Here is a 24,640-nt window from a genome sequence, read left to right as displayed (position 1 = left end):
CCTATGCATACCCTGTGCTTGGCATTTTGCGATAGAAAATTTGCCGAAAAAGCCTATATGGGCGGGATGAAACGTAACTCTTACAACGACAAGTCCCAGAAGCGCGCCGGGGACAAGATGCATGGCCGCACATCGGGTGAACTTGGCCCCACCCAGCGCCAGCTGCGCGCCGGCGAACTGGTGCGCCATGCCTTGGTGGAAATCCTGCGCGAAGAAGAAGTCCACGACGAAGCTTTGCAAAATATCTCGATCACGGTGACGGAAGTGCGTTGTTCGCCGGACCTTCGCCATGCGACGGTGTTCGTCGAGCCGCTGGGTGCGGGCCTGGGCGGGGTCAGCATCAAGCCGGAACAGATTGGGCCGGCGATTGCCGCCTTGAATGCGCACTCGAAGTTTTTCCGCGGCATTCTCGGCCGACGGATCGACATGAAGTTCACACCGGACCTGCGCTTCCTGCACGACGAAAGCTTCAATGAGGCCGCGCGCATCGACGCCCTGTTCATGCGTCCGGATATTGCGCGCGATCTGCGCCATAACGAAGAAGACGAAGATTAAGTAAGAGACCCCACCACCCCGCCGTTTCACGGCGCGGTCCCCCTCCCCAGTAAACTGGGGAGGAGTGATCGTGCTTTGTATCTCCTCCCTGTCGCGAAGCGAAGATGGTGGTGGGGCTTCGTTCTTTCCAACAACGGACACCCCAATGGCCCGAAAGAAAAAAGGCGACCCGGTCCACGGCTGGGTCTGTCTCGACAAACCCTATGAGATGACCTCGACTGCCGCCGTGTCGAAGATCCGCTGGCTGTTCCAGGCCCAGAAGGCGGGCCATGCCGGCACGCTCGATCCGCTGGCGACGGGCATCCTGCCGATTGCGCTCGGCGAAGCGACCAAGACCGTGCCGTACCTGGTGGAGGCCGACAAGGTCTACAGCTTCACCATCGCCTTTGGCAAAACGACGGACTCCTATGATGCCGAAGGTGCCGTGACGGCGGAGTCCAACGCGCGCCCGACACGCGAAGCGTTGGAGGCGGCTATCCCCGCCTATATCGGCGTCATCGAACAGGTGCCGCCGGCTTTTTCCGCCATCAAGGTCGATGGCAAGCGCGCCTATGACCTGGCGCGCCAGGGCATCGAGGTCGAACTGAAAGCCCGCGAAATCGAAGTCTTCGACCTGACGCTCGACGCGTTTGACACGGAAACCGCGACGCTTACGCTCCACTGCGGCAAGGGTACCTATGTCCGTTCCGTCGCCCGCGACCTGTGCGCGGATCTTGGTGTTTGTGGCCATGTCTCGATGCTCCGACGCGAGGCGGTAGGCGCATTTGCAACAAAGAACGCAATAACACTGGAAAAGCTGACCGATTTAGTGCATAGAGGCACCGCTTTTGACGCTTTGCTTGGCGTAGAGACAGCGCTGGACGACATCCCGGCCCTGCCTGTGACGCAAGACGAGGCCCAGAAGCTTAAGCAAGGCCGCGACCTTGCCCTTTTGCCCCGTCAGTTAGCGACTGTCACCGAGGCTCTCGAAGCCCGCCGCGAGGCTGGTTTTGAAGCCTTCTCCGACACGGTACAGGCAGTGGCAAACGGTCAGGTCATCGCACTTTGTGAACTGCGCGGCGGGAAGCTTTTCCCGACGCGTATCCTGAACCTTTAATCCTGAACTATAGGAGATACCCGATGTCGATTACTCCTGATCGCAAGACAGAAGTCATCAAGACCCACGCCCGTTCCGAAGGCGACACCGGCGGCCCGGAAGTGCAGATCGCTATCCTTAGCGAGCGCATTGCCAACCTGACCGAGCACTTCAAGGAACACAAGAAGGACAACCACAGCCGCCGCGGCCTCCTGAAAATGGTTTCGCAGCGTCGTCGCCTTCTCGATTATCTGAAGGGCCGTCATACCGACCGCTATCAGACCATCATCCAAACGCTCGGCATCCGCCGCTAAGTTTGAAACCAGGGGCTTGGGGCCAACACCTCAAGCCCTTGTTCTATGTCTAAGCCTAAGCCTACCGCAGCTGTGCGGCAAACAGCAGGACGACCCTCGCGAATGGCGAGGTTTACACACCCCGCGAAGCACCGGATGCTTCGCTGATTACCCGGGCCCGAGGCGTGAATCACAAATGGGCCCTCTCATCGCTGTCCCGATGACAGCTGACCTGTACGGCATGGGGCCAAGCAGGTCTGAACGAAAGAAACGCAATGTTTGACATCAAAAGAAAATCCATCGACTGGGCAGGCCGCAAGCTGACCCTGGAAACGGGCCGTATCGCCCGTCAGGCCGACGCCGCCGTGCTCGCCACCTACGGTGAAACCACCGTGCTGGCGACCGTCGTCTATGCCCGCGCGCCCAAGCCCGGTCAGGACTTCTTCCCGCTGACCGTGAACTATCAGGAAAAGACCTTCGCAGCCGGCAAGATCCCGGGTGGCTACTTCAAGCGCGAAGGCCGTCCTTCGGAGAAGGAAACTCTGGTTTCACGCCTGATCGACCGTCCGATCCGTCCGCTGTTCGTCAAGGGCTTCAAGAACGAAGTCCAGGTCGTCACGACCGTCCTGTCGCACGACATGGAAAATGACCCGGACATCGTCGCCATGGTCGCCGCTTCGGCTGCCCTGACGCTGTCGGGTGTGCCGTTCATGGGCCCCATCGGTGGCGCCCGCGTTGGTCTCATCAACGGTGAATACGTCCTCAACCCGTCGGTTGATGACATGAAGGAATCGGAACTGGACCTCGTCGTCGCCGGCACGCAAGACGCCCTGATGATGGTCGAATCCGAAGCCAAGGAACTGTCAGAAGACAAGATGCTCGGCGCGCTGATGTTCGCGCATGCCGGCATGCAGCCAGTGATCGACGCCATCATCGAAATGGCCGAACACGCCGCCAAGGAGCCCTTCGAGTTCGAAGCCGAAGACTTCTCCAGCATCGTCGCCAACATCAAGGGTCTCGTCGCCGACGACATCCGTTCGGCCTATGACATCAAGGGCAAGCATGAGCGTCATGCCGCCGTTGGCGCCGCCAAGGCCAAGGCCGCCGTTGCCCTGGTGAAGACCGAAGAAAAGCCTGATGGCGTTGACGCCAGCAAGTTCTCTGCCGCTTTCAAGGAATGCGAAGCCGAAGTCCTGCGTCGCGACATCATCGACCATGGCAAGCGCGTTGACGGCCGTCCGGTTGACAAGGTCCGCGCCATCGTGTCGGAAGTCGGCATCCTGCCGCGTACCCACGGTTCGGCCCTGTTCACCCGCGGTGAAACCCAAGGCCTGGTCGTTGCCACGCTCGGCACCGGCGAAGACGAACAGTTCATTGACGCGCTGGAAGGCACGTACAAGGAAAAGTTCCTCCTGCACTACAACTTCCCTCCGTACTCCGTCGGTGAAACCGGCCGCATGGGTTCGCCCGGCCGCCGCGAAATCGGCCACGGCAAGCTGGCCTGGCGCGCCCTGCGTCCGATGCTGCCGGCAACGGAAGACTTCCCCTACACCATCCGCCTGGTCTCCGAGATCACCGAGTCGAACGGCTCGTCCTCGATGGCGACCGTCTGCGGTGGTTCGCTGGCCCTGATGGATGCCGGCGTGCCGCTGAAGCGTCCGGTTTCGGGTATCGCCATGGGCCTGATCCTCGAGAAGGACGGCTATGCGGTTCTGTCGGACATCCTGGGTGACGAAGATCACCTCGGCGACATGGACTTCAAGGTTGCCGGGACTTCGGAAGGCATCACCTCGCTGCAGATGGACATCAAGGTCCCGGGCATCACCGAGGAGATCATGACCAAGGCGCTGCGTCAGGCCAAGGACGGCCGTCTGCACATCCTGGAAGAGATGAACAAGGCGATCTCCGGTGCTCGTGAAGAGCTTGGCGAGTTCGCTCCGAAGATCGAAACGATCAAGATCGCGACCGACAAGATCCGTGAAGTCATCGGTTCGGGCGGCAAGGTCATCCGCGAAATCGTGGAAAAGACCGGCGCCAAGGTCGACATCCAGGACGATGGCACGATCAAGATCGCCGCTTCGGATCAGGGCAAGATCGACGCCGCGCGCGACTGGATCAAGTCCATCGCGTCGGAAGCCGAAGTCGGCGCTATCTACCGTGGCAAGGTTGTGAAGATCGTCGATTTCGGCGCCTTCGTGAACTTCTTCGGCGCCAAGGATGGTCTGGTCCACATCTCGCAGATCAAGCCGGAAAAGATCGCCAAGGTCTCCGACGTCCTGAGCGAAGGCGACGAAGTGAAGGTGAAGTTCCTCGGCCTCGACGATCGTGGCAAGACCAAGCTGTCGATGAAGGTGGTCGATCAGGAAACCGGTGAGGACCTGACCGAAAAGCTGGAAGCCGAACGCGCCGAGCGCCAGGCTGCCCGCGCCGCTGCTGGTGAAGACAGCGATGAAGGCGAGCTGGAAACGGCCGATGGCGGCGATCGTGGTGACCGCGGTGACCGTTCGCGTCCGCGCCGTCGTCGTCGCGACTAACGCTGACGTGTATTGGGGTCGAGGGGTCTGTGACCCCTCGCCTTAAAGAAATAAAAAGGGCGATCCCTTAGGGGGTCGCCCTTTTTATTTCTAAAAGAAGATGAAGGGGTCGCGGACCCCTTCACCCCGATACGCGACAGAGCTAGAATGGTAGCTATGTGGACTGAGATCAGGAAGCCCTTTTATAACCTGTACCGACGGTGGTTTGGTACCTACACACTTGACGATCCGCGCATCGTTCAGAAAGAGGCGCCCTATACCTTTTTCCTGCCGTCCCAGCGTGAAATAGACAGCGTGCGGGCGGACGATCTTGTAAAGCTGATTTTCCGGAGCCAGCCAGAAAGTCTGGATTGCGGAGGTGAACGCATGTGGGTCATCGTTAAAGAGGTGACATCAGATGGCCTCATCGGTACGCTGAATAATGATCCTGTAGACCTTCCCCAATTGAAGGTTAACGCGACCGTCCAGTTTCAGCCGCATCACATCATTTCTGTCATATTTGAAAACCATCCGAACCATGAAGAGCCTGAAGCGCGATCCTATTGGGATCGTTGCCTAGTGGATAGCTGCGTCATGGAAGATAAGGTTCCGATCTACTTCATCTATCGCGAAGAGCCTAAACAGAGACAAGAAGATGACAAATACCCCGACAGCGGTTGGCGCATACGTGGTGACTATCGCGGTATCAGCGATGAAGAACGTAATTCTCGCAGGCCCGAGTACGTCGCTCTCGGAGTGGTATTGAATGCGGACGACAGCTGGCTACACCTCATTGACGCGCCGATCGGTTCGTCATTTATGCGGAACTTTCAAACGGGCGCATATGAAGCTTGTGGCATCGAGTGACAATGACGATGATTGAAGACAAAATCCTCGATCGCCCCGCCATTCAGCAACTGGCGGAGAAGGCCGAGCCCGTCACCTTGACCGGCTGTGAGCTGGAAGAGGTTGATCTGTCGAACCTTGTCCTCAACGGCTGGGTGTTCGAAGACTGCATCCTGAAGAAAACCAAGTTCGCTTCCGCCAAGATGGAAAACACACAGTTCAACAAGTGCAAGGGCGCATTTGCCGATTTCACCAGCGCGGTAATGAACGAAGCCAAGTTTACCGGCTGCGACTTCAATAATGCGCTGTTTCGTGGCGCGACCTTGGCGCAGTCAGAGTTCAAACGCTGCAAGCTGACCGGTGCGAATTTCAACACAGCCAAAACACTCGATATCAGTTTTGAGGAATGCCGGCTGGATGATGCGCGGCTCAACGATATGTCGTTCAACAAGCACCATCTGAAATCTATTGATTTCCATAATGCCGATCTTCAGCGCTGTGACTTCCGTAATGCGCTGTTTGAAGATTGCTCATTGCGCGATGCCATGTTGAACAATGCCCGGTTCGAAGGTGCCGACCTGCGTGGCACGGATATCGGCGGGGTACGGCTGGACGATGCCAAACGATTCAAAGGCGCGACGATTTCCCGAGCTCAAGCGGCTGAGCTGCTGGCCGAGCTGGGACTTAAGGTGCGCTAATTCCTTCTCCCAGCTTGCGGGGTATAGCGCCAGCGAAAGTATAGCTTTCGCCAGCGATGGGTGGTCCGAAGGACCGGATGAGGGGCAAAAACTATTTCAGCATTCTCTGCTTCGTCCGCTGGCCCCTCAGGCTCGCCGCCCGGCGCCTACCCTCTCCCCGCAAGCAGGGAGACGGGACTCTAAATCAACCCGTTCTGCTTCAAAACCGCATCCAGCGCTGCATTGCCGCTCGGTGTCGTGCAGCCGGCCATCGAGCATCCCGCCTGGATCAGTAGTCGCGCACCGCGCGCATAATCGCCACGCCCGTAGTTGGTCGAGCCATGATGCAGGAAACCGGCTGGTGTGGCGCCATACATCGTGTCGGCGAGCTCGAGCGGTGCGCCTTCGGAAATCAGCAGCTTGATCATGTCGGCATCACCACGCCAGCACGCATAGTGCAAAGCTGTAATGCCGCCGTCGCCCACGCTTTCGACCGGCACGCCGGCATCCAGCATGGCCTTGACGGCCTTGAGATTGCCGGCTTCAGCCAGTTGGGTGAGCAGCCGCGCATTGGAAGGAGAGTTGGCGCTCTCTATCGGTACGTCGCCGCTACCGCCGGCGATGACACTATCGATGGCGCTCAGACGCGTGTCGGCACCACGCGCCGCCAGGTTTTGCGCCACTGCCGCTTGGCCGCTGACGATCGCCATGGCGTAGGCCGTACGGCCATCTTCGCGGGCGGCATCAAGATCGGCGCCGTGATCGATCAGCAAGGATACAATTTTGGGCGACCGGTTGCGCCGAACCGCCCAATGCAGGGCCGTATCACCTTCGGCATTGGTCTCATTCGGCGTACCGCCGGCTTCGAGCAGCAGACGCAAGCCTTCAGGGTCCTCGCGGTCGAGCATGTGCTTTATCGCATTGCTGCCATCGACCCTGGCGCCAAATTCCAGCAGCACCCTAAGGCATTCGAGATCGCGGTGTTCGGTGGCGTGATAGAGCGACTCACCGTCGTTCGGATCGGCGCCGGCTTCGAGCAGGATGCGCGTCAGCTCGGCATTGTTCAGCACGCTGCTGGCGCCATAAAGACATGACAGCGGGCCATGGTCCGCGGCAAACGACGCGTCCGGATCGGCGTCGCGTGTCAGTAGTAGCCGGGCCGTCAGGGCGACGGTCTGTTCTCGCTCGGCACCCTTGCGGCCAAACCGTGAAAAACAGACATAGAGCAGCGGTTCGCACGCCTTCGGCCCTGACGCTGCGGTAGCCAGTTCCGGATCGACCTCAAGGGCGGATGCAACCCGCGCCCAGTCACCCAGGACCAGCGCCGCATAAAGCCCGGCCTCGGCGAGTTCCGGATAGTCAGCCAGCATGGCGGCCGCCCGCGCTTCATCCGACAGAGCGGCCTCGATAAACCGGTCGGTCAGCGCCTTGAAGTCGAGGCTGGACTCGATGATGAAGGCCTGGAAACGTGGCCACGAGGCAAAGCCCTGTTCGCGTGCGATGGCCAGCTGCGCGACATGCAGCGCCGTATCGCCGTCGGCGTATTTGCGCAGCCGTGCATTGGCCTCCGCATCACCGGAACGGGCGCGTTTCAGCAAGGCTTTGGCCTGCTTCTTGTAGAATTCGAGATTGAGATCAGCGGTCTTTGATAGCTGTTTTGGGATCATGGTCATGACGAACGCCTTATCCGTAAGCCCTGTTGTCCGCTGAAGGGGCCGGAAGCTGTTCGTGAAGAACGTAATGGAAAGGTGGGAAAATCCCTGCCCGCGGACCGGCTGCGCCCTTATGCGCGTCGCCAATCTAACAGATCGAGGGACAGATGGATAGGGCGGTTTGTGCTTACCCAGACAAGCTTACCTAACGTCAACTTTATTCGCTTACAGCGTTATAAGGCCTTGCGCAGAATGGTTAAAGCGATTATCGCGCCGGGGCATAAGGCCCGCCAATGGGGTCGTTACCGGGAAAGCTTCATGTCATTGTCATCGCGTCTGTTGGCCGCTTCGGCCCTGTGTAGCCTGTTCGGTGTTACGCCGGTCTTCGCTCAGGACTCCCTGGCCCAGGAGCCTTCCGGTGAAGTCATCGTGACGGCGCAGAAGAAGCCCGAACGCCTCAGCCGCACCCCGCTTTCGGTGGCGGTGGTGACCGGTGAAGCGATGGAGAAGGTCTATGCCCACGACCTGAAGGACCTGCAGACGCTGACGCCGTCCCTGCTAATCACCTCGACGGCCAACGAAGCCCAGACGACGGCCCGCCTGCGTGGTGTTGGCACGGTCGGTGATAATCCCGGCCTGGAATCGTCGGTCGGCGTCGTCATCGACGGTGTCACCCGCGTGCGCACCGCCACGGCCATGAGCGATCTTGGTCCCATAGATCGTATCGAAATCCTCAAGGGCCCGCAGTCGGATGTGTACGGCAAGGGCGCCTCCGCCGGCGTCATCCAGGTCGTGTCGCAGCTGCCGTCCTTCACCCGGTCGCATTCGCTGGCCCTGACCGCCGGCAATATGAATGCGCTCGGCGTTTCCGCCTATGCTACCGGCGCCTTGAGTGAACACTGGGCCGGGTCGTTGAGCCTGGTCAAGCGCCAGCGCGACGGCCAGTATAAGGTCTCGGTCGGCGAAGGTCCGCGCACGCGCACCGATGACGGCGACCAGAACTACTGGTCGGCGCGTGGTCAACTGCTCTATGTGCCTAACGGTTCGATGCGCGTCCGCCTGATCGCCGACTACACCAAGCGCGACGAAGTCTGCTGCGCCGGGACCGCCGTGGCCATTGGCGGCACGCGCGCCTATGTCGACAGCCTGGCAACCGACGAAGGCACGGCTTCGACGGTGGACGTTCACGCCCGCCGCGCCTGGTCGAACCGCCCGACCGATCAGGAAATCACCGATGCGGGCCTGTCGGCCCAGGTCGATCTGAAGGTCACCGATAATATCCAGCTGACCTCGGTCACGGCCGTCCGCCATTGGGACCACACCAACGGCTATGACGCTGATTTCTCATCGGCCGACATCTATTATCGCGATCCGGACGGCAGCTTCGGCAACCGCTTCGACACCGTGTCGCAGGAAGTCCGTTTGAACGGCACGAACGGCAAGGTCGACTGGATGCTGGGCATCTTCCTCGATCAGGAAGAGCTGACCCGTCACGACCAGACCCTTTATGGCGCGGACTACGAGTCCTATATCGGCCTGCTGTTGTCGGCCGGCGCCGATGCCAACCGCGTCTCGACCCTGACCGGCCGTCCCGTCGGCCAATCCTTCGTGCAAGGCCAGGGCGCCCGCGATGTCCATCAGCAGACCGAGCGCAACTTCGCAATGTTCGGTCACGCCGAATGGGACCTGAGCGATACCCTATCGGTCCAGGCCGGCGCGCGTCTCAACCGCCAGACCAAGCGTTTGAGCAGCAGCTACTCAACGACGGACGGTGGCATAGCCTGCCAACTGGCGACGGCCTCGAAAGGCACGATCTGCCAGCCCTGGGCCAATCCGGCTTTCACCTCCTACCGCCTGGCCCAGATCAATGGCGAAGACGCCGGCACCGGTTCGTTGCGCGTCAAATGGCAGGCAACGCCGGCGGTCATGGCCTACGCCTCGCTGTCACAAGGCTGGAAGGGCGCGGGCTTCAACCTCGACCGCGAACAGAAGGCCGACCTCAGCGTCGATCCCGATACATCATTCAAGGCCGAAACCTCGCAGTCCTATGAGATCGGCCTGAAGAGCCGCTTCCTTGGCAATCGCCTGGTCTTCGATGTCTCTGCGTTCGACACGCATTTCCGTAATTTCCAGCTCAACACCTTCCTCGGCACCAACTTCGTCGTCAACTCTGTGCCGCACCTGCGCTCCAAGGGCGTCGAACTCGAAAGCCAGTACCATGTCGGGCCGCTGTCCTTGCGCGGCGGCGTGGTCTACGATGAGGCGAAGTTCGGCCCCGAGGCCGTTCCGGGCCTGGCGCTGGTCGCCAACGGCACGGCGTCGTTCGCGCCGGAATGGTCTGCGGCCTATGGCATCGACTATACGGGTGAGGTCGCGGGCCTGGCCTGGAGCGCCACGCTGAACGGCAAGTACAACAGCGACTACAATACCGGTTCCGACCTCAACCCGATCAAGATCCAGAAGGCCTATACCCTCTATGACGGCCAGGTGTCGTTCGGCGCGCCAGACGGCCGTTGGGCGCTGGACCTGTGGGGTCGTAATCTGACCGATGTCGACTACTACCAGGTCGTCTTCTCGGCGCCTTTCCAGGCCGGGACGTTCGATGCCTTTATGGGCCAGCCCCGGACCTACGGCTTGACCCTGCGGCTGAAGCGCTAGTTTGTATTTAGGGGGGAGTATGCTAAGGCGCGCGCCATCATGACCACTCCCTACGCCGTCACCGTCCTTACCATGTTCCCCGAGGCTTTTCCCGGTCCGCTCGGCGTTTCGCTGATCGGCACGTCGTGGAAAGAATCTGACCGCTGGGCCTTGGAAACACTGGACATTCGCAACTTTTCGAGTGATAAGCGCGGCTTCCTTGACGACACCCCCGCAGGCGGCGGGCCGGGTCAGGTGCTGAAGGCGGATGTTATCGCCAAAGCGCTTGATTCGATTGAGGTTTCTGGTCGCCCAAAGGTGTATATGTCCGCCCGGGGTCGGCCCCTGACCCAGGCGAAAGTCAAGGAATGGGCCAAGGCACCGGGACTGATCGTCCTGTGCGGGCGGTTCGAAGGGGTGGATCAGCGTGTGCTTGACGCGCGCGGGTTCGAGGAAATCAGCGTCGGCGACGCCGTCCTTGCGGGCGGAGAAGCGGCGGCGATGGTGACGATCGAGGCGACGTTGCGGCTTATTCCGGGGGTTCTCGGCGCAGCGGCCAGTCTCGATAATGAAAGCTTCGAGGATGGACTTCTCGAACAGCCGCAATATACGCGGCCCCGTTCGTTCGAAGGCCTCGACATCCCCGAAGTGCTTTTAAGTGGCGATCACAAGAAGATGGCCAAGTGGAAGCAGGAGCAAAGAGAGGCAACCACGAAGGAGCGGCGTCCGGATCTCTGGGCAGCCTATCTTTCCAAATCACAGGCAAAAGGCACTTAAGCCTCAACTGCGTGTTTAACGACACGACGACAATTGAAGGAGTTTAACATGAACCTGCTCCAGCAGATCGAAGCCGAAGAAGTCGCCAAGCTGAAAGCTGGCAAGACGCTTCCGGCATTCCAACCCGGCGACACCCTGCGCGTCAACGTCAAGATCAAGGAAGGCGAGCGCGAGCGCGTCCAGGCCTTTGAAGGCGTCTGCATCGCCCGCGCCGGTTCGGGCATCAACGAAACATTCACGGTCCGCAAGATCAGCTTCGGTGAAGGCGTTGAACGCAAGTTCCCGCTCGTCTCGCCGATGATCGAGTCGATCGAAGTCAAGCGTCGCGGTGTCGTCCGTCGCGCCAAGCTGTACTACCTGCGTGACCGTCGTGGTAAGTCGGCCCGTATCGTCGAGCGTTCGATGAACTCGACGCGCGGCTCGAAGGGCGACGAACTGCGCGCCGCCATGGCCAATGCCGCCTCTTCGGGTAACGCTGACGCCGAGTCGTAAGACTTCGGAATAATGAAAATAAGAAACCCCGCTGGATCGCTCCGGCGGGGTTTTTGTTTACCTGAACGCGAAATCGAAACTTAGCTGTCCGGGCCGAAGTCGGTGGGATAGGCCGTGCGGGTGGTCGTTGTGGTTTCGGTTTTCTTGACCTGGACGGCGGCTGCCGCAGGTTTGGCTGCTGCTGAGGCGGCGACCGGAGCCACCGGTGCCGGCTTCTTTACGACCGGCGCAGGGGCGGGGGCTGGCATTGCCTTCGGAACGACCGGCGCAGGCGCGGCCTTAGAGGCGCTGGAAGACGATGCGCTAAAGGCGGACAGGACGTTTTCGGGGATGTTGAACATCGCGCCTTCGCGGCCGGAAATCGTGTTCGGCACGCTCAGGTCTTCGCGGATGAAATGGTAGGCCTTCTCATTGCCGCAGGCACAGACCTTCAGCATGTTGTTCTGATCGCGCCAGATGACCAGCGGGTAAGAGACACGGACATTGTTGGCCGACAGCAGGGTCGACATCTGTGAAACATAGTTGCGCGTGGCATCGACGACGGCCGAACGCGCGAAGTCATTGTCGGCGACCGGCAGACCCGTGGCCTTCCAGTTGGCGTCGCTCGACATCGACCAGGCCTGGTAGATCGGCCAGCTGCGTGTCAGCCACAGTTCGGCGATGGTTGAGCGCTCGGCGACGGTTGAGCGCTTCAGGCCCTGGTCGTCGGCGGGCGCAAAGACGATGACACGCGTATCGACGCCGGCGGCGTCATACTTGGGGAACTCCTGTTCCTGGAAGGCGCGGCAGGCTTCGCAAGACCGGTTGGTAATGACGTAAATAGCCTGAGGGCCGTTGCCCGGTGACACATAGCCGGCCTTGTCGAGCAAGACCTGGATTTCCGCCTGGTTGCGCGTGATGGTCGTGGGGGCGTAGCGCTGGAACTGGTCCCACCATATCCAGTAACCGGTACCGATCAGCGCCGGAATAATGACCACCAGCGCCATGGCCCACAACAGGACTTTCCTGCTCATGAAACTACCCCATCCCTCGTTTTGGCTCTGAACGCTTTGACTATAAGACGCGATGACTACGCACGCAAAGCCTCTCCCAGGTGCCGTTCACACACGGTCCTGACAGCCACCTGATAATGGTTAACGCAAATGCGCGGAAAAATCACGGAATTTCACGTACAGGTCCGCAATGCCTGCTGCGTCAAGCCTGATTTAACATGGCCATACATGCAAAAATCACACACACCACGCAGGTCACCCATAGGGCGGCGTAGGGCAGGATAGCTTTTGGACGACGGCGGTCTTCGTTTTGGGTCTGAGGATCGGGCTCACTCATACCCGCTACTTAGCATTGAAAATCCTTGCAAAAAAGCCCTGAACGCGTCAGCACTAAAGCGATATGCTAAAAAGTGTGCAGCGGTTTTTAGCGAAATATCGCGATGAAGCAAAAATCTGACATATGGCTGGGCGGCAACTGCATATCGTTGATGAACTGATTTATGAGCGTGCGCCGAAGCTGGTGGGTTCACCCCTATGGCCCATCGTAAAGCCGCTTCTCTACGCCATTCTGGACTACCGCCGCGCGGTTAGCATGGCTGATGCCGTTAATGCGGTGAGCGGTGACGAAGCCCTGCGCTATATCTCCAGACTGCTCAATCTCAAGGTGACGGCGACCGGTCTGGAGCATTTGCCGGCAAACGGCCGCTGTGTTGTGGTCTGCAACCATCCGACCGGCATAGCCGATGGTATCGCGGTTTATGACGCCGTTATGCAGCGCCGACCGGACGCTATTTTCTTTGCCAATGCGGATGCGTTGCGGGTTAATCCGCGCTTTGCCGAAAGCCTGATTCCGGTCGAATGGGTCGAAGCCAAGCGCACGCGTGAAAAGACGCGGGTGACGCTGCAGGCTGCCAAGGCTGCGTTTGAAGCTGAGCGCTGTGTGGTGCTGTTTCCGGCAGGGCGGTTGGCGCGCCGCAACGCTGAAGGCGAACTGGCCGATCCCGCCTGGGCGCCGACCGCGGTGTCGATGGCACAGAAGTATGCGGCGCCGATCGTGCCGATGTATCTCAAGGGGCCGAACTCCTTTTGGTTCCACCTGTTCAACCGGTTTTCGCAGGAACTGCGCGACATCACCCTGTTCCATGAGTTTCTGAACAAGGCAGGGCAAAGGTTCGATCTGACTGTTGGGTCGGTTATTGCGTGCGACGGCATCGAGACCGAGCGACTGAAGGCCTATGTCGAACGGGAATTGAGTCTTCATCCAGATCGGCGCTATACGGCCTGACCATGAAAGTCGTATCTGACAATGTAAGGGCCACCACAACCACCACGCCCCTCCGGGCCCTTGCGCGGCGAGCGCAATTCGCTCTTGCTCACCCCCTCCCCAGTATGCTGGGGAGGAATAAGGGTAACGCAGCACATATTTACTCGTCCCCAGTTTACTGGGGAGGGGGACCATCTGCGGAGCAGATGGTGGTGGGGGCCTCTTAATGGTTCAAACGCCCTCCGACTTTTCCGCTCTTGATCTCGCCAGGCCGCAAACCCTGTGGCTGCCGGACGAAATTGCCACGACCCAACTCGGCGCGCTGATTGCCGCCCAACTGCGGCCGTCCGATGTCCTCTACCTCCACGGTGACCTCGGCATGGGCAAGTCATCCCTGGCGCGTGGATTGATCCGCGCCCTGACACATCCCGATCAGGACGTGCCATCGCCGACCTTCACCCTGATCCAGTCCTATGACGCACCCGCCTTCGAAATCCTCCACCTCGACCTCTACCGCCTGACCGCACCGGAAGAAGCCTACGAACTGGGGCTGGACGATGCGCTGCCCCATGCCGTGCTTGTGATTGAATGGCCGGATCGCCTCGGACATTTGGGCTTTGACGACCGGCTGGATATCAGCCTAGAACTGCCCGATAAGACCAATTTTCCGGTAGGACCGGTCGCTGGCCGCGTCGCCAGACTGACCCCCTCCGGGCGTTACCGGGAAGAATAAGCGTAATGGATACCAGAGAGGCGACCAAGCGCCGATTTTTAACCGCCTCGGGCTTTGGCGATGCCGAGCGCCACCCGCTGCCCGGCGACGCGTCGACCCGCCGTTATGAGCGCCTGAAAAAAGGCGATCAGTCTTTCATGTTGATGGACCAGGCGCCAGCGTTGGAAAGCCAGCCGTGTTTGCCGTCGCAGGATTATGCGGAGCGTCAGGCGTCGGGTTACAACGCCATGGCGCGTCTGGCCGCCGGCCGTATCGAAGCCTTTGTCGCCGCTGCTAACTATCTGCGTGCCCAGGGTCTGTCGGCGCCAGAGATTTTTGAGGTCGATGCGCCCAACGGCCTGTTGATCAGTGAGGATCTTGGCGACGACCTGTTTGCCCGACTGATCGCCACCGGTCAGGATGAAACGCCGCTGTATCTCTCGGCCATCGAAGCCTTGGCGCGCCTGCACGAACTGACCCCGCCGGCTGTGCTTGAAGGCGGCTGGCCGCTTCTGACCTATGACGACCTTGCGCTGAAGACCGGCGCCGATCTGTTCGTGGAATGGTATCCGCGCTTTGATACCCGCCATTCGCTGAACGACAAGGCGCTGGAAGACTGGGAAGCCATTTGGGCGCCGATCCGCGAGCGCTCCGAAGCCGGTGCCACGGTGTTTATCCACCGCGACTATCACGCCGAAAACCTGCTGTGGCTGCCGGATCGTCAGGGCGTTGAGCGCGTCGGCATGATCGATTTTCAGGACGCCTTGCGCGGCCACCCGTCGTGGGACCTGCACTCACTGCTTCAGGATGCCCGCCGCGACGTCTCGCCGGAAATCGAAAAGGCCGTGCTCAACCATTATTTCTCACTGCGTCCAGATACCGACATCCCTGCCTTCATGCAGGGCTATACGGCGCTGGCGACGCTCAACGAAGCCCGTATCCTCGGCATCTTTGCCCGCCTGATCGTCCGCGATCATAAGCCGCGTTATGAGGCTTTCATGCCGCGTATGTGGCGCCATCTCGGCCGCAACCTCGAAGCCCCCGGCATGGAAGGCCTCAAGGAGTGGTTCCTGCGCTACGGCTTCTCCGACAGGCTGAAAGACGCATGAGCGTTCCCGAAACCGCTTTCGTCCTTGCCGCAGGCCTGGGCACGCGTATGCGGCCTCTGACCGACGACCGGCCAAAGGCGTTGGTCGAGGTCGGCGGCCGGACGCTGATCGACCATATGCTTGATCGGCTCTCAGAGGCCGGCGCGAAGCGGTTCGTCGTCAATGTCCACTATTTCGCCGATAAGCTGGAAGCGCACTTAAAGACGCGCAACGATCTCGACATCGTCATTTCGGACGAGCGCGGTGCCCTGCTGGAAACCGGCGGCGGCCTGAAGCACGCCCGGCCGCTACTGGGTGACGGCCCCGTCTGGATCGCCAATACCGACAGCGTCTGGCTGGAACACAGCGATGGTCAGGCCTTGAAGCAATTGGCCGCGCTGTGGAACGAAGGCGGTATGGACGCGGCCCTGCTGCTGGCCGATATGAACCGCTCGATGGGCTTTGACGGCGCCGGCGATTTCTTCACCGACGATGCCAATCGCCTGACCTTCCGCAACGACGCGCCGTCCGCGCCGTACGTCTATATGGGCGTGCACATCACCTGGCCGGGCATTGTCGACGACGTGGCCGAGCAGGCGTTTTCGCTGTCGAAGCTGTGGCGCAATCTGGCGCCGCAGGGCCGCCTGAAGGGCACGGCCATGGACGGCGACTGGATGCACGTTGGCGACCCACAGGCGCGTGACGAGGCCGATGCCCGCCTGAAAGTGGCATGAATCCGAACAGCGACATCTTCGGTCGCGCCGGGCCGCGTTGGTTCACCATTCCGTCTGGCCGCTGTTTCCTCGATGACCTTGCACTGGGTCTGTGCCAGGGCCTCGATGGCCGGTTGGAGCAGGCGACCATCCTTATGCCAACACGACGCGGCGCGCGAGCCATGGCGCGCGCCTTTTCGCATCAGGCGCGCGGCCAGCCGTTACTGCTGCCTCAGGTCCGCGCCATCGGCGATCTTGACGAAGGCGAACCGCCGTTCGATCTCGACGCACTCGGGCTCGACCTGCCGCCTGCCCTGTCGCCGGTGCGCAGGCGCTTTGAGCTGGCGCGGCTGATCGTCGAAAAATATACCGGTATCCCGAATATCTCCGGCCGGCTGGCGCTGGAACTGGCCGACAGCCTGGCGCGCTTCTTCGACTCGCTGGCGCTTGAAGAGGTCGATGCCGAAGACAAGCTCGATCGCCTGATCCACAATGAAGGCGAAGACCAGTATAGCCTCGATAGCTGGGCCGAGCACTGGCAGGTTTCGGCACGGTTTCTGGAAATCGCCGTGCGCGAATGGCCGCGCCGCTTGCAGGTCCTGGGCGCCATGGACCCTTCGCAGCGTCAGGTCGCCCTGATCCGCCGATTGGTCGACCAGTGGCGTGACAATCCGCCCGAGACGCCGCTGATCCTCGCCGGCACGACCGGCTCGGCGCCATCGACCGCCGACATGGCCAATGTCGTCGCCAATGCGCGCATGGGGGCGGTGGTGCTGCCGGGGCTCGACCTGTCGCTGGCCGAAGATGCCTGGAAGCAGATCGAGGAGTCGCATCCGCAATCAACGCTGAAACGGCTGATCGATCGCCATCGTGTGCCGCGCGCCGACGTCCATATCTGGCCGGCCTCGCTCGATGCTGACCGGCGGGCCCAGTCGCGCCGCCGTCTGCTCAACGAAGCCCTGCGTCCGGCCGAAGCGACCAAAGACTGGCGGGCCCAGATCGCCATCCTGAAGCAGGAAGGCGCGCGCACGGTCGAGGAGGGGCTGGAAGGCCTCTATGAGATCGACACGGCGCGCGACGAGGACGCCGCCAGCGTCATTGCGCTGTTGATGCGTGAAGCCCTGGAGACACCGGACAAGACGGTGGCGCTGGTGACGCCAGATCTCAGCCTGTCGCGGCGCGTGTCGGCGCGGCTGTCGCGCTGGGGGTTGGTCGCTGACGCCTCGGGCGGTGAACCGCTATTCAGCAGCCTGACCGGCCGTTTCTTGCACGATCTGGTTGGCTTGGTCCTCGAACCGCACGATCCGGTGTTGCTGCTTAGCCTGTGGCGCAATCCGCTTTGCCGCTTTGCCGACGAGCAGGGGTTGAGCGATCTCGAAAAATACGGCCTGCGCGGGGCGCGGCCGAACGGTCTCGACACCATCGAAGCGCGCCTCAGAGCAGCAGGGGGCAAGCTGCATCCCAACGCCATTGCTCTGTTTACGGACTATCGCGAAGCCATCACGCCGATCCTCGATCAGCCGTTCAGCAATTTCGGCGCTTCGCTGACCCTGTTTTCCATCGTCGCCCAAAGCCTGGCGCGCGATGCCGACGCCCTGTGGGCTGGCGCGGCGGGGTCGCTGGCCTCATCGCTGATCGCCGAACTGATGCACGAAGGCGCGGGTTACGCCATCGCCAGCCCGCGCGAATTCGCCGATATCCTCACGCATATCCTGCGCGACGCCAAGGTTCGCACCGGCGGCAATACCCACCCGCGCCTGCAGATCCTGGGCGCCATCGAAGCGCGGATCATCAAGGCTGACCGCATCATCCTTGCAGGTCTCGAAGAAGGCGTGTGGCCGCAGGCGCCGGACATCGACCCCTTCCTGTCGCGGCCGATGCGCAAGAAGCTGGGCCTGCCGACGCCTGAACGGCGTATCGGTTTGTCGGCGCACGACTTTTTGCAGGCCGCCGCCTCCCCCGAAGCCTATCTGATCACGCGCCGCCGCCGTGAAAGCGAGCCGCAGGTCCAGTCGCGCTGGCTGTGGCGCCTGAAAACCCTGTGTGAAGGTGCGGGCGTTACTATCCCGACGCGGCCTGAGGTTCAGGACTGGTCGCGCGCGCTCGATTGCGGCCTGAAGGACAAGCCGGCGTCGCTCAGGCCTGCCCGTCAACCCGATCCGAAGCCGCCGCTGAACGCGCGGCCGGACAGCCTGTCGGTCACCGAGGTCGAGGTCTTTGTCCGCGACCCCTACGCCATATACGCCAAGCGGGTATTGGGCCTGCGCACCATGGACCGGCCGAACGAACCTGTCGAAGCGCGGCAACGCGGCACGGCGATCCACGCCAGCCTGGAACAGTTTGTCGAAAACGATACGCCGCTCGGTGAAGAGGGCGTGCGCCGCCTGACCGGCCTGCTGGAAACCGAGCTTGCCAACACCCACTATTCGCCGGCGCAGCTGGAGCTGCAAAAGCCGCTGCTGCCGACCATGGCGCGCAAATATGTCGAGTTCGAAGCCGAACGCCGCGCGGCTAAACCCAAGCTGCTGATCGAAGGCGCGGGCCAGATTGAGTTCAATGTCCGCGGCCGGCCGTTTACGCTCAAAGCCCGCGCTGACCGGCTGGAAGTGCGCGACGACGCCGTCGATATCGTCGACTTCAAAACCGGCTATCCGGCTTCGCTCAAACAGGTGCTGGCCGGCTTTTACCCCCAGCTGACCCTGACCGCCGCCATCCTGCGCCACGGCGGCTTTGCCGGCATTTCGGGCAAGGAGGTCGGCGACATGATGTATGTCCGCGTCGCCTCCGACCAGGTGACGCCGCGCGGCATTTATGAAAAAGGCGTGCCCAATGCCGACTTGGCCGAAGCGGCTCTGACCAGCCTCAAACGCCGCCTTGAGATCTATATGGACCCGGATATGGGTTACCGGTCATGGATCGCGCCGCAGTTCCTGAAGACGCGCGGTGGTGATTACGACCAATTGGCGCGGCTTTATGAGTGGCACGTATTGGGCGAAGACGATGCCGGTGACGCCAACGATGAAGGCGAGGCGTCATGAACGATATGAGCCGCAATCCGCAGAACGAAGCCGCCGATCCCAAGGCGTCGTGCTTCCTGACCGCCAATGCCGGGTCGGGCAAGACCTCTACGCTCGTCAACCGCGTGGCGCGTCTGCTGCTGCGCGGCGCATTGCCTGATCGTATCCTGTGCGTCACCTACACCAAGGCCGCAGCCGCCGAAATGCAGGCGCGTCTGTTCGAGCGGCTGGGTCATTGGGCGGTGGCCGAAGACGACAAGCTGGCCGACGACCTGGCGGCGATCGATGAAAATCCGCGCGACCTGGCCAATGCCCGTGCCCTGTTTGCCAAGGCCCTGGAAACGCCGGGCGGACTGAAGATCCAGACCATCCACGCCTTCTGCGAAAAGCTGCTGCGCCGGTTTCCGCTCGAGGCCGGATTGTCGCCGGCCTTTTCGGTTATCGACGATTTTCAGGCTGCAGATATCAAGGAAACCGCCGAATCCGATTTGCTGATCTTGCCTATGCAGGCGTCGATTATCGAAGCCCGCACCCGGCTAATTTACAAGCTAAAGCCTTCGGGCTTTCAAAAGTTGATCGCCCAGTTTATTTCGCAGCACGACGATATCCGGGACGCGTTTGATACGCTGCAAGAGGGCCATGAGGATTGGCAGGCGGAAATTTTCCGGAGTCTCGGCATTGATGCGCCGTGCACCTCGCATGACTGTTTGCAGATCTATGCCGACAAGCTGGAATGGGAGATTATCAAGGACCTGGCGCAGTCGCTTAGTCTCGGCAGCAGCAAGACCAATACTGAGGCAGGCCAAGCGCTTCTCGACCTGCATATGGCCTATAGCGACGGCCGGGGGTTTGATTTCGACCGGCTGAAAGCCGTTTTCTTCACCAAGGCCGGTGAGCCACGCAAGAACCCCTACACCAAGGAAACCTCTGCCAGCGATGCCATCCTGCTCGACCGCTTGTTCACCGAGGTTTTGGAACTAGCCGACCGATTAAAGGCGGTCGAAATCGCCGCTAATACGTTCGACGCACTTTATATATTCCAGATTTTCAATCTTTTCTATCAGGACAGAAAGGCGGACGTCGGCGGGCTCGATTTCCAGGATCTGATCAACAACACCCGCGATCTACTTCTTCATAAAGGTATGGCTGCCTGGGTGCTGTTCAAGCTCGATGAGGGCCTTGAACATATTCTAGTCGATGAGGCGCAGGATACGTCCGAAGACCAGTGGAAGATCGTTGGCGCGCTGACGGATGAGTTTTTTTCGGGTCATGGCCGCACCTCGCAGACGCGCACCATCTTCGCCGTCGGTGATGAAAAGCAATCTATCTACGGCTTCCAGGGTGCCGATCCGTCACAATTCCTAACCCAGCGTTTCCGTTACCGGCAGGTAGTCAAGGCGGTAGGTGGAGAGTTCGTTGAGCCAGGACTAAAACAAAGCTGGCGTTCCTTGCCGCAGATTCTAGGGTTCGTCGATACAGTGTTCGATGATGAACGTTATAGAAAAGCGCTTAACTTCACCGGCGATCCGGTTAAGCACGAAGCGCGCCGCTCCGAAGCACCGGCCTGTGTCGAGCTGTGGCCGCAGGTCCAGCCGATCGATGCGGCGGAACGCGACGCCGACGAGCTTTATGAAGCGCGCGCGGTTGATGATCCCGGCCAGGCGCATCCTGCCAAGCGGCTGGCGCGGCAACTGGCGAGCCATATCGCCGAAGAGATCGTTTCGGGCCGCAGTGTCTGGGATCGCGCTAAGCGCACACGCCGCGCCCTGCACGCCGGCGATATCCTAATCCTGGTGCGCAAACGCGACGTCCTGTTCGAACACATCATCCGGGAGCTGAAGGTCGCAGGGGTAGCGGTATCTGGCGCCGACCGGTTGAAGCTCGGCGAACACATCGCCTTTCAGGACCTGCGCGCCCTGATGCGCTTCTGCCTCCAGCCCAAGGACGACCTGGCGCTGGCCTGCGTGCTGCGCAGCCCGTTGTGTGACGTCAGCGAGGATGAGCTGTTCCAGCTCTCCTATGGCCGCCGGACCTCGTTGTGGGGTGCGCTGATCGACGCGCGCGGCGAAGAGGGACCGATCGCCGATGCCCGCATCCTGCTTCTGTGGGCGCTCACGGCTTCGAACCGGTTGCCGGCGTTTGACTTTCTGTCGCGCGTGCTGAACCGCCGCGATGGCGCCGGCCGCAGCATGAAGCAGCGTTTCCTGACGCGGCTGGGCGACGAATGCGAAGACGTGCTGGAAGAAACCCTCCAATTGGCGCTGAAGGCCGAAGGCGCAGGATCGAACAGCCTGTCGGAATGCCTGAACCTGTTTGAATTCAACGCGTCTGAAATCAAGCGCGAACAGGAAGAAGGCGGCCGCAGCGTCCGCGTCATGACGGTCCATGGCTCCAAGGGGCTCGAGGCGCCGTGGGTCATCCTGCCGATCGCACCCCAGCACAAGTCGTCGCGGCGTGAAGACCTGCTGCTGACCGACCCTGAGGGCCATCTGTATCTGTGCATTGGTGGCCGCAAGGGTGACGTCCAGGCGATCACCGATATCCGCAATGCCGCGGCACTCAAGGACGATCAGGAAAGCTTACGTCTCTTCTACGTCGCCCTGACCCGCGCGCGCGACCGTTTGACCGTCTGTGCTTTCGCCGGCAAGCGCGCCCAGGCGGTCGGCAACTTCCCGGGCTGGTACGATCTGGCGCGGGAAGCCTTCGGCAGCATGGCGACGCAGGACGAAGAGATGACGCTGGTCGCGCCGTTCGATGATGTCGAACAGGTCGAGACGGCGGTGGTCCAGGTCTTTGGTGAACGCGCGCCATTGGTGCCGGCCGAAGCACGCATCGTTGCGGCGCAGGTCAAGCTTCCGGACTGGGTAACGGCGCTGGTGGCCCAAGCTGATATCGAATCTGAGCGCTGGCAAGCGATCTCGCAGATGGGCGATGAGGACCGCGAAGCCGATGAGCCGGCGCCCTCGCCGCTGGAAACCACCAATGGCATCGGTCGCTATCGCCGTGGCAACCTGATCCATAAGCTGTTCGAAATGCTGCCGGAGGTGTCACCGGATTCGCGTGAGGCTGTGGCGCGGCGGTTCCTTAACCGCCAGACCGATCTCAACGACGATCAGAGGGCCGAGATGCGCCAGGCCGTCATGACGGTCTTGAATGACGACCGCTTTGCCGAAGCCTTCGGGCCTGCCTCGCGCGCCGAAGTCGCCCTGGCCGGCCAGATCGGTGAAACGGACACCGGCGCGGCCATCATGTTGTCGGGCCGGATCGACCGTCTGGTCATTACGCCCAACCGTGTCCAGGTCATCGACTACAAGTCCAATCGCCCGGCGCCCGATCGTGCCGAAGACTCAGCCGTGGCCTATCAACGCCAGATGGCGGGCTATGTCGCGCTGCTGCGGAAGATCTATCCAGATCGCCAGGTCGAGGCAGCATTGTTGTGGACCGATGGCCCCAAGTTGACCCCCTTAAGTGAGACCTTAGTAAATCTCAGGCTTGCCGAAATTCTGTCACGTTGATTTTTGACACGGCGACAATTACATATCTCTCATGTTGAGAGTGCAGCACCCGCTGCGAAAGGAAAGCCATCATGGGCACCCACAAGATTACCGACGAATCGTTTGAAGCCGACGTGCTGAAGTCTGACACACCTGTGTTGGTCGATTTCTGGGCGGAATGGTGCGGTCCGTGTAAGCAGATCGCGCCGATCCTGGAAGAAGTCGCCGAAGGCCTGGGCGAAAAGGTCAAGATCGCCAAGCTGAACATCGAAGACTCGCCGATGACGCCGTCGCGTTTCGGCGTCCGCGGCATCCCGACCATGATCCTGTTCAAGAACGGCCAGATGACCTCGATGAAGGTCGGCGCCATGCCAAAGGCGAAACTTCTCGAATGGCTGGGCGAGAACAGCATCGCCTAAATTTCGCGATCTGCGGCGTCGGCGTCGCTTGCAGGTACTAAGGTACCTGCGGCGCTAGCCTCCTGGCATCTCATCGAAATTGAGCCGATGCTGGCCTGAGTAGGTTCAGGTCGGCCAGGTTTCCGGAGACATCGCCAGGACATCGCCGGCCAGATAGAGCGAACCGCAGATCAGGACGCGATGTGCTTCTGAATTCAGCGAATGAATGACATCCAGAGGGCTTGAGGCGACAACCGCTTCAAGCCCTTTTGCTTGCGCGGCGGCGGCCAGGTCTTCAGGTGGGATGACGGCATCCGACGAGAAGCCGACGCAGGCAAATTTGGCTGTGATGCCCTCGAACGATGCGAAGAACTCCCCGGCATCCTTGGTGTTGATCAGGCCGCAGATAACCTGCAACGGCTTCGGATCGCGCGCCTGAAGACCACCGATAAATTCGCGTACCGCCCGCGCCGCATGGGGGTTGTGGCCGCCATCGAGCCATAGCTCCGAGGCAGGGTGGGCCAGGGCATCGAACAAGGGCCCGGCCTTGATCGGTTGCAGCCGCCCTGGCCAGCTAACGGTTTGCAGCCCCTTATCGATCGCTTCGGGCGTCAGTCCCAGCATCAGCGCGGCCTTGATGGCCACACCGGCATTGCTGATCTGATGGGCGCCGGCCAGACGTGGCAGCGACAGGTCGTAGAGTGCGTCCTCGTCCTGGAAGACCAATCGTCCGTGTTCGGACCATGCGTCGAAACCCTCACCCATCGTTGTCAACGTGACGCCCAGTTTCAGCGCCTGCCGTTCCAGTGCGGCAGAGGCTTCATCCAGCTGGCGCGCCGACAGGGCAGGGGTGCCGCGCTTGAAGATTCCGGCCTTCTGGCGGGCGATCTGGTTCAGCTCGTCGCCGAGAAAACCCTGATGGTCGTAATCGATCGGCGTGATGATCGTCAGCTTCGGATGGTGGACGATGTTGGTCGCGTCAAGCATCCCGCCAAGGCCGGTTTCGAGCAACAGCAGATCAGCTGGTGTCTCCGAAAAGGCCAAAAACGCGGCTGCGGTGGTGGATTCGAAGAAGGTCAGGGGCTCACCGGCATTGGCGATTTCGACGCGGTTGAGCACATCAGTCAGGTAGTCGTCAGTGATCAATGTTCCTGCCAGCCGGATGCGTTCAGCAAAGCGTACGAGATGCGGCGAGGTATAGACGTGGACCCTCAAGCCTTGCGCCTCGGCCATGGCGCGTAAGTAAGCCAGGGTAGAGCCCTTGCCGTTTGTGCCCGCGACATGGACGACCGGTGGCAGCTTGTCCTGCGGATCGCCCAGCGCCGCGCATACCCGGAGCATCCGATCGAGGTTGAGGTCGATCAGCTTGGGGTGCAGCGCTTTCAGCCGTTCCAGCGGCGCGTCGAAGGGCAGGAGGCGGTCGGTCATGGGGTTGGTTTAGGCCG

The 24,640-nt window shown here is 61.0% G+C and carries 19 protein-coding genes; 16 read left to right on the top strand and 3 right to left on the bottom strand.

Annotated elements, in window-relative coordinates:
* The first annotated feature begins 66 nt into the window (after positions 1 to 66).
* The 6 genes from rbfA (at position 67) to AC1DON_RS04505 (ending at position 5,980) form a co-directional block, all read left to right on the top strand.
* Complete coding sequence (gene rbfA / locus AC1DON_RS04530; protein WP_476933562.1) at positions 67 to 555, top strand: 30S ribosome-binding factor RbfA; 489 nt, start codon at positions 67 to 69, stop codon at positions 553 to 555.
* A 145-nt stretch (positions 556 to 700) separates the two neighbouring features.
* Complete coding sequence (gene truB, locus AC1DON_RS04525) at positions 701 to 1,651, top strand: tRNA pseudouridine(55) synthase TruB (RefSeq protein ID WP_476933561.1); 951 nt, start codon at positions 701 to 703, stop codon at positions 1,649 to 1,651.
* A 23-nt stretch (positions 1,652 to 1,674) separates the two neighbouring features.
* Positions 1,675 to 1,944, top strand: coding sequence for a 30S ribosomal protein S15 (gene rpsO / locus AC1DON_RS04520; RefSeq protein WP_476933560.1), 270 nt, complete (start codon positions 1,675 to 1,677; stop codon positions 1,942 to 1,944).
* Positions 1,945 to 2,198: 254 nt separating this feature from the next.
* Positions 2,199 to 4,457 carry a polyribonucleotide nucleotidyltransferase gene (gene pnp, locus AC1DON_RS04515; protein ID WP_476933559.1) on the top strand — a complete coding sequence of 753 codons (2,259 nt, stop codon included), beginning with the start codon at positions 2,199 to 2,201 and terminating at the stop codon, positions 4,455 to 4,457.
* Positions 4,458 to 4,604: 147 nt separating this feature from the next.
* Entirely contained in the window at positions 4,605 to 5,303 is a 699-nt protein-coding gene (locus AC1DON_RS04510) for an immunity protein Imm33 domain-containing protein (protein ID WP_476933558.1), read from the top strand.
* Positions 5,304 to 5,305: 2 nt separating this feature from the next.
* Positions 5,306 to 5,980 carry a pentapeptide repeat-containing protein gene (locus AC1DON_RS04505; protein WP_476933922.1) on the top strand — a complete coding sequence of 225 codons (675 nt, stop codon included), beginning with the start codon at positions 5,306 to 5,308 and terminating at the stop codon, positions 5,978 to 5,980.
* Between the two features lie 179 nt (positions 5,981 to 6,159).
* Here the strand turns inward: AC1DON_RS04505 and AC1DON_RS04500 are convergent, their stop codons facing one another.
* Positions 6,160 to 7,632 (bottom strand): ankyrin repeat domain-containing protein, encoded by a 1,473-nt coding sequence (locus AC1DON_RS04500; RefSeq protein ID WP_476933557.1) that lies wholly within the window; start codon positions 7,630 to 7,632, stop codon positions 6,160 to 6,162.
* 297 nt (positions 7,633 to 7,929) lie between these two features.
* Between AC1DON_RS04500 and AC1DON_RS04495 the strand changes: the two genes are divergently transcribed.
* Genes AC1DON_RS04495 through rplS form a run of 3 tightly spaced genes read left to right on the top strand, consistent with a single transcriptional unit; the run spans position 7,930 to position 11,517 of the window.
* Complete coding sequence (locus AC1DON_RS04495; protein ID WP_476933556.1) at positions 7,930 to 10,269, top strand: TonB-dependent receptor; 2,340 nt, start codon at positions 7,930 to 7,932, stop codon at positions 10,267 to 10,269.
* Positions 10,270 to 10,308: 39 nt separating this feature from the next.
* Positions 10,309 to 11,025 carry a tRNA (guanosine(37)-N1)-methyltransferase TrmD gene (gene trmD / locus AC1DON_RS04490; RefSeq protein WP_476933555.1) on the top strand — a complete coding sequence of 239 codons (717 nt, stop codon included), beginning with the start codon at positions 10,309 to 10,311 and terminating at the stop codon, positions 11,023 to 11,025.
* Between the two features lie 48 nt (positions 11,026 to 11,073).
* Positions 11,074 to 11,517, top strand: coding sequence for a 50S ribosomal protein L19 (rplS, locus tag AC1DON_RS04485; protein ID WP_476933554.1), 444 nt, complete (start codon positions 11,074 to 11,076; stop codon positions 11,515 to 11,517).
* 80 nt (positions 11,518 to 11,597) lie between these two features.
* Here rplS and AC1DON_RS04480 read toward each other — a convergent pair whose 3' ends face one another.
* Positions 11,598 to 12,530 carry a hypothetical protein gene (locus AC1DON_RS04480; protein ID WP_476933553.1) on the bottom strand — a complete coding sequence of 311 codons (933 nt, stop codon included), beginning with the start codon at positions 12,528 to 12,530 and terminating at the stop codon, positions 11,598 to 11,600.
* Positions 12,531 to 12,969: 439 nt separating this feature from the next.
* Here AC1DON_RS04480 and AC1DON_RS04475 point away from each other — a divergent pair, with 439 nt between their 5' ends.
* From AC1DON_RS04475 to trxA, 7 genes are all read left to right on the top strand, one after another.
* A complete protein-coding gene (locus AC1DON_RS04475; RefSeq protein WP_476933552.1) occupies positions 12,970 to 13,794 on the top strand; it encodes a 1-acyl-sn-glycerol-3-phosphate acyltransferase in 825 nt (274 codons plus the stop codon).
* 205 nt (positions 13,795 to 13,999) lie between these two features.
* The gene (gene tsaE, locus AC1DON_RS04470; RefSeq protein WP_476933551.1) at positions 14,000 to 14,506 is read left to right on the top strand and encodes a tRNA (adenosine(37)-N6)-threonylcarbamoyltransferase complex ATPase subunit type 1 TsaE; all 507 of its coding nucleotides are present in this window, start codon (positions 14,000 to 14,002) and stop codon (positions 14,504 to 14,506) included.
* Positions 14,507 to 14,511: 5 nt separating this feature from the next.
* Complete coding sequence (amgK, locus tag AC1DON_RS04465) at positions 14,512 to 15,594, top strand: N-acetylmuramate/N-acetylglucosamine kinase AmgK (RefSeq protein ID WP_476933550.1); 1,083 nt, start codon at positions 14,512 to 14,514, stop codon at positions 15,592 to 15,594.
* Complete coding sequence (gene murU / locus AC1DON_RS04460; RefSeq protein ID WP_476933549.1) at positions 15,591 to 16,307, top strand: N-acetylmuramate alpha-1-phosphate uridylyltransferase MurU; 717 nt, start codon at positions 15,591 to 15,593, stop codon at positions 16,305 to 16,307. The genes amgK and murU overlap by 4 nt, the downstream gene beginning before the upstream one ends.
* Complete coding sequence (addB, locus tag AC1DON_RS04455) at positions 16,304 to 19,324, top strand: double-strand break repair protein AddB (protein WP_476933548.1); 3,021 nt, start codon at positions 16,304 to 16,306, stop codon at positions 19,322 to 19,324. The genes murU and addB overlap by 4 nt, the downstream gene beginning before the upstream one ends.
* Positions 19,321 to 22,818 (top strand): double-strand break repair helicase AddA, encoded by a 3,498-nt coding sequence (addA, locus tag AC1DON_RS04450; RefSeq protein WP_476933547.1) that lies wholly within the window; start codon positions 19,321 to 19,323, stop codon positions 22,816 to 22,818. Before addB ends, addA begins: the two co-directional genes overlap by 4 nt.
* Before the next feature lie 71 nt (positions 22,819 to 22,889).
* Positions 22,890 to 23,216: a thioredoxin gene (gene trxA / locus AC1DON_RS04445; protein WP_192620519.1), complete on the top strand. Its 327-nt coding sequence runs from the start codon at positions 22,890 to 22,892 to the stop codon at positions 23,214 to 23,216.
* A 105-nt stretch (positions 23,217 to 23,321) separates the two neighbouring features.
* Here the strand turns inward: trxA and AC1DON_RS04440 are convergent, their stop codons facing one another.
* Complete coding sequence (locus AC1DON_RS04440) at positions 23,322 to 24,623, bottom strand: bifunctional folylpolyglutamate synthase/dihydrofolate synthase (protein ID WP_476933546.1); 1,302 nt, start codon at positions 24,621 to 24,623, stop codon at positions 23,322 to 23,324.
* Positions 24,624 to 24,640: the final 17 nt, after the last annotated feature.

The organism is Asticcacaulis sp. P4_H10 (assembly GCF_056400965.1).
This window is presented reverse-complemented; position numbering and strand designations above follow the sequence as displayed.

Coding starts and splice junctions, on each gene's coding strand:
- rbfA (WP_476933562.1), top strand. CDS start 67: ATGAAACGTAACTCTTACAACGACAAGTCCCAGAAGCGCGCCGGGGAC.
- truB (WP_476933561.1), top strand. CDS start 701: ATGGCCCGAAAGAAAAAAGGCGACCCGGTCCACGGCTGGGTCTGTCTC.
- rpsO (WP_476933560.1), top strand. CDS start 1,675: ATGTCGATTACTCCTGATCGCAAGACAGAAGTCATCAAGACCCACGCC.
- pnp (WP_476933559.1), top strand. CDS start 2,199: ATGTTTGACATCAAAAGAAAATCCATCGACTGGGCAGGCCGCAAGCTG.
- AC1DON_RS04510 (WP_476933558.1), top strand. CDS start 4,605: ATGGTAGCTATGTGGACTGAGATCAGGAAGCCCTTTTATAACCTGTAC.
- AC1DON_RS04505 (WP_476933922.1), top strand. CDS start 5,306: ATGACGATGATTGAAGACAAAATCCTCGATCGCCCCGCCATTCAGCAA.
- AC1DON_RS04500 (WP_476933557.1), bottom strand. CDS start 7,632: ATGACCATGATCCCAAAACAGCTATCAAAGACCGCTGATCTCAATCTC.
- AC1DON_RS04495 (WP_476933556.1), top strand. CDS start 7,930: ATGTCATTGTCATCGCGTCTGTTGGCCGCTTCGGCCCTGTGTAGCCTG.
- trmD (WP_476933555.1), top strand. CDS start 10,309: ATGACCACTCCCTACGCCGTCACCGTCCTTACCATGTTCCCCGAGGCT.
- rplS (WP_476933554.1), top strand. CDS start 11,074: ATGAACCTGCTCCAGCAGATCGAAGCCGAAGAAGTCGCCAAGCTGAAA.
- AC1DON_RS04480 (WP_476933553.1), bottom strand. CDS start 12,530: ATGAGCAGGAAAGTCCTGTTGTGGGCCATGGCGCTGGTGGTCATTATT.
- AC1DON_RS04475 (WP_476933552.1), top strand. CDS start 12,970: ATGGCTGGGCGGCAACTGCATATCGTTGATGAACTGATTTATGAGCGT.
- tsaE (WP_476933551.1), top strand. CDS start 14,000: ATGGTTCAAACGCCCTCCGACTTTTCCGCTCTTGATCTCGCCAGGCCG.
- amgK (WP_476933550.1), top strand. CDS start 14,512: ATGGATACCAGAGAGGCGACCAAGCGCCGATTTTTAACCGCCTCGGGC.
- murU (WP_476933549.1), top strand. CDS start 15,591: ATGAGCGTTCCCGAAACCGCTTTCGTCCTTGCCGCAGGCCTGGGCACG.
- addB (WP_476933548.1), top strand. CDS start 16,304: ATGAATCCGAACAGCGACATCTTCGGTCGCGCCGGGCCGCGTTGGTTC.
- addA (WP_476933547.1), top strand. CDS start 19,321: ATGAACGATATGAGCCGCAATCCGCAGAACGAAGCCGCCGATCCCAAG.
- trxA (WP_192620519.1), top strand. CDS start 22,890: ATGGGCACCCACAAGATTACCGACGAATCGTTTGAAGCCGACGTGCTG.
- AC1DON_RS04440 (WP_476933546.1), bottom strand. CDS start 24,623: ATGACCGACCGCCTCCTGCCCTTCGACGCGCCGCTGGAACGGCTGAAA.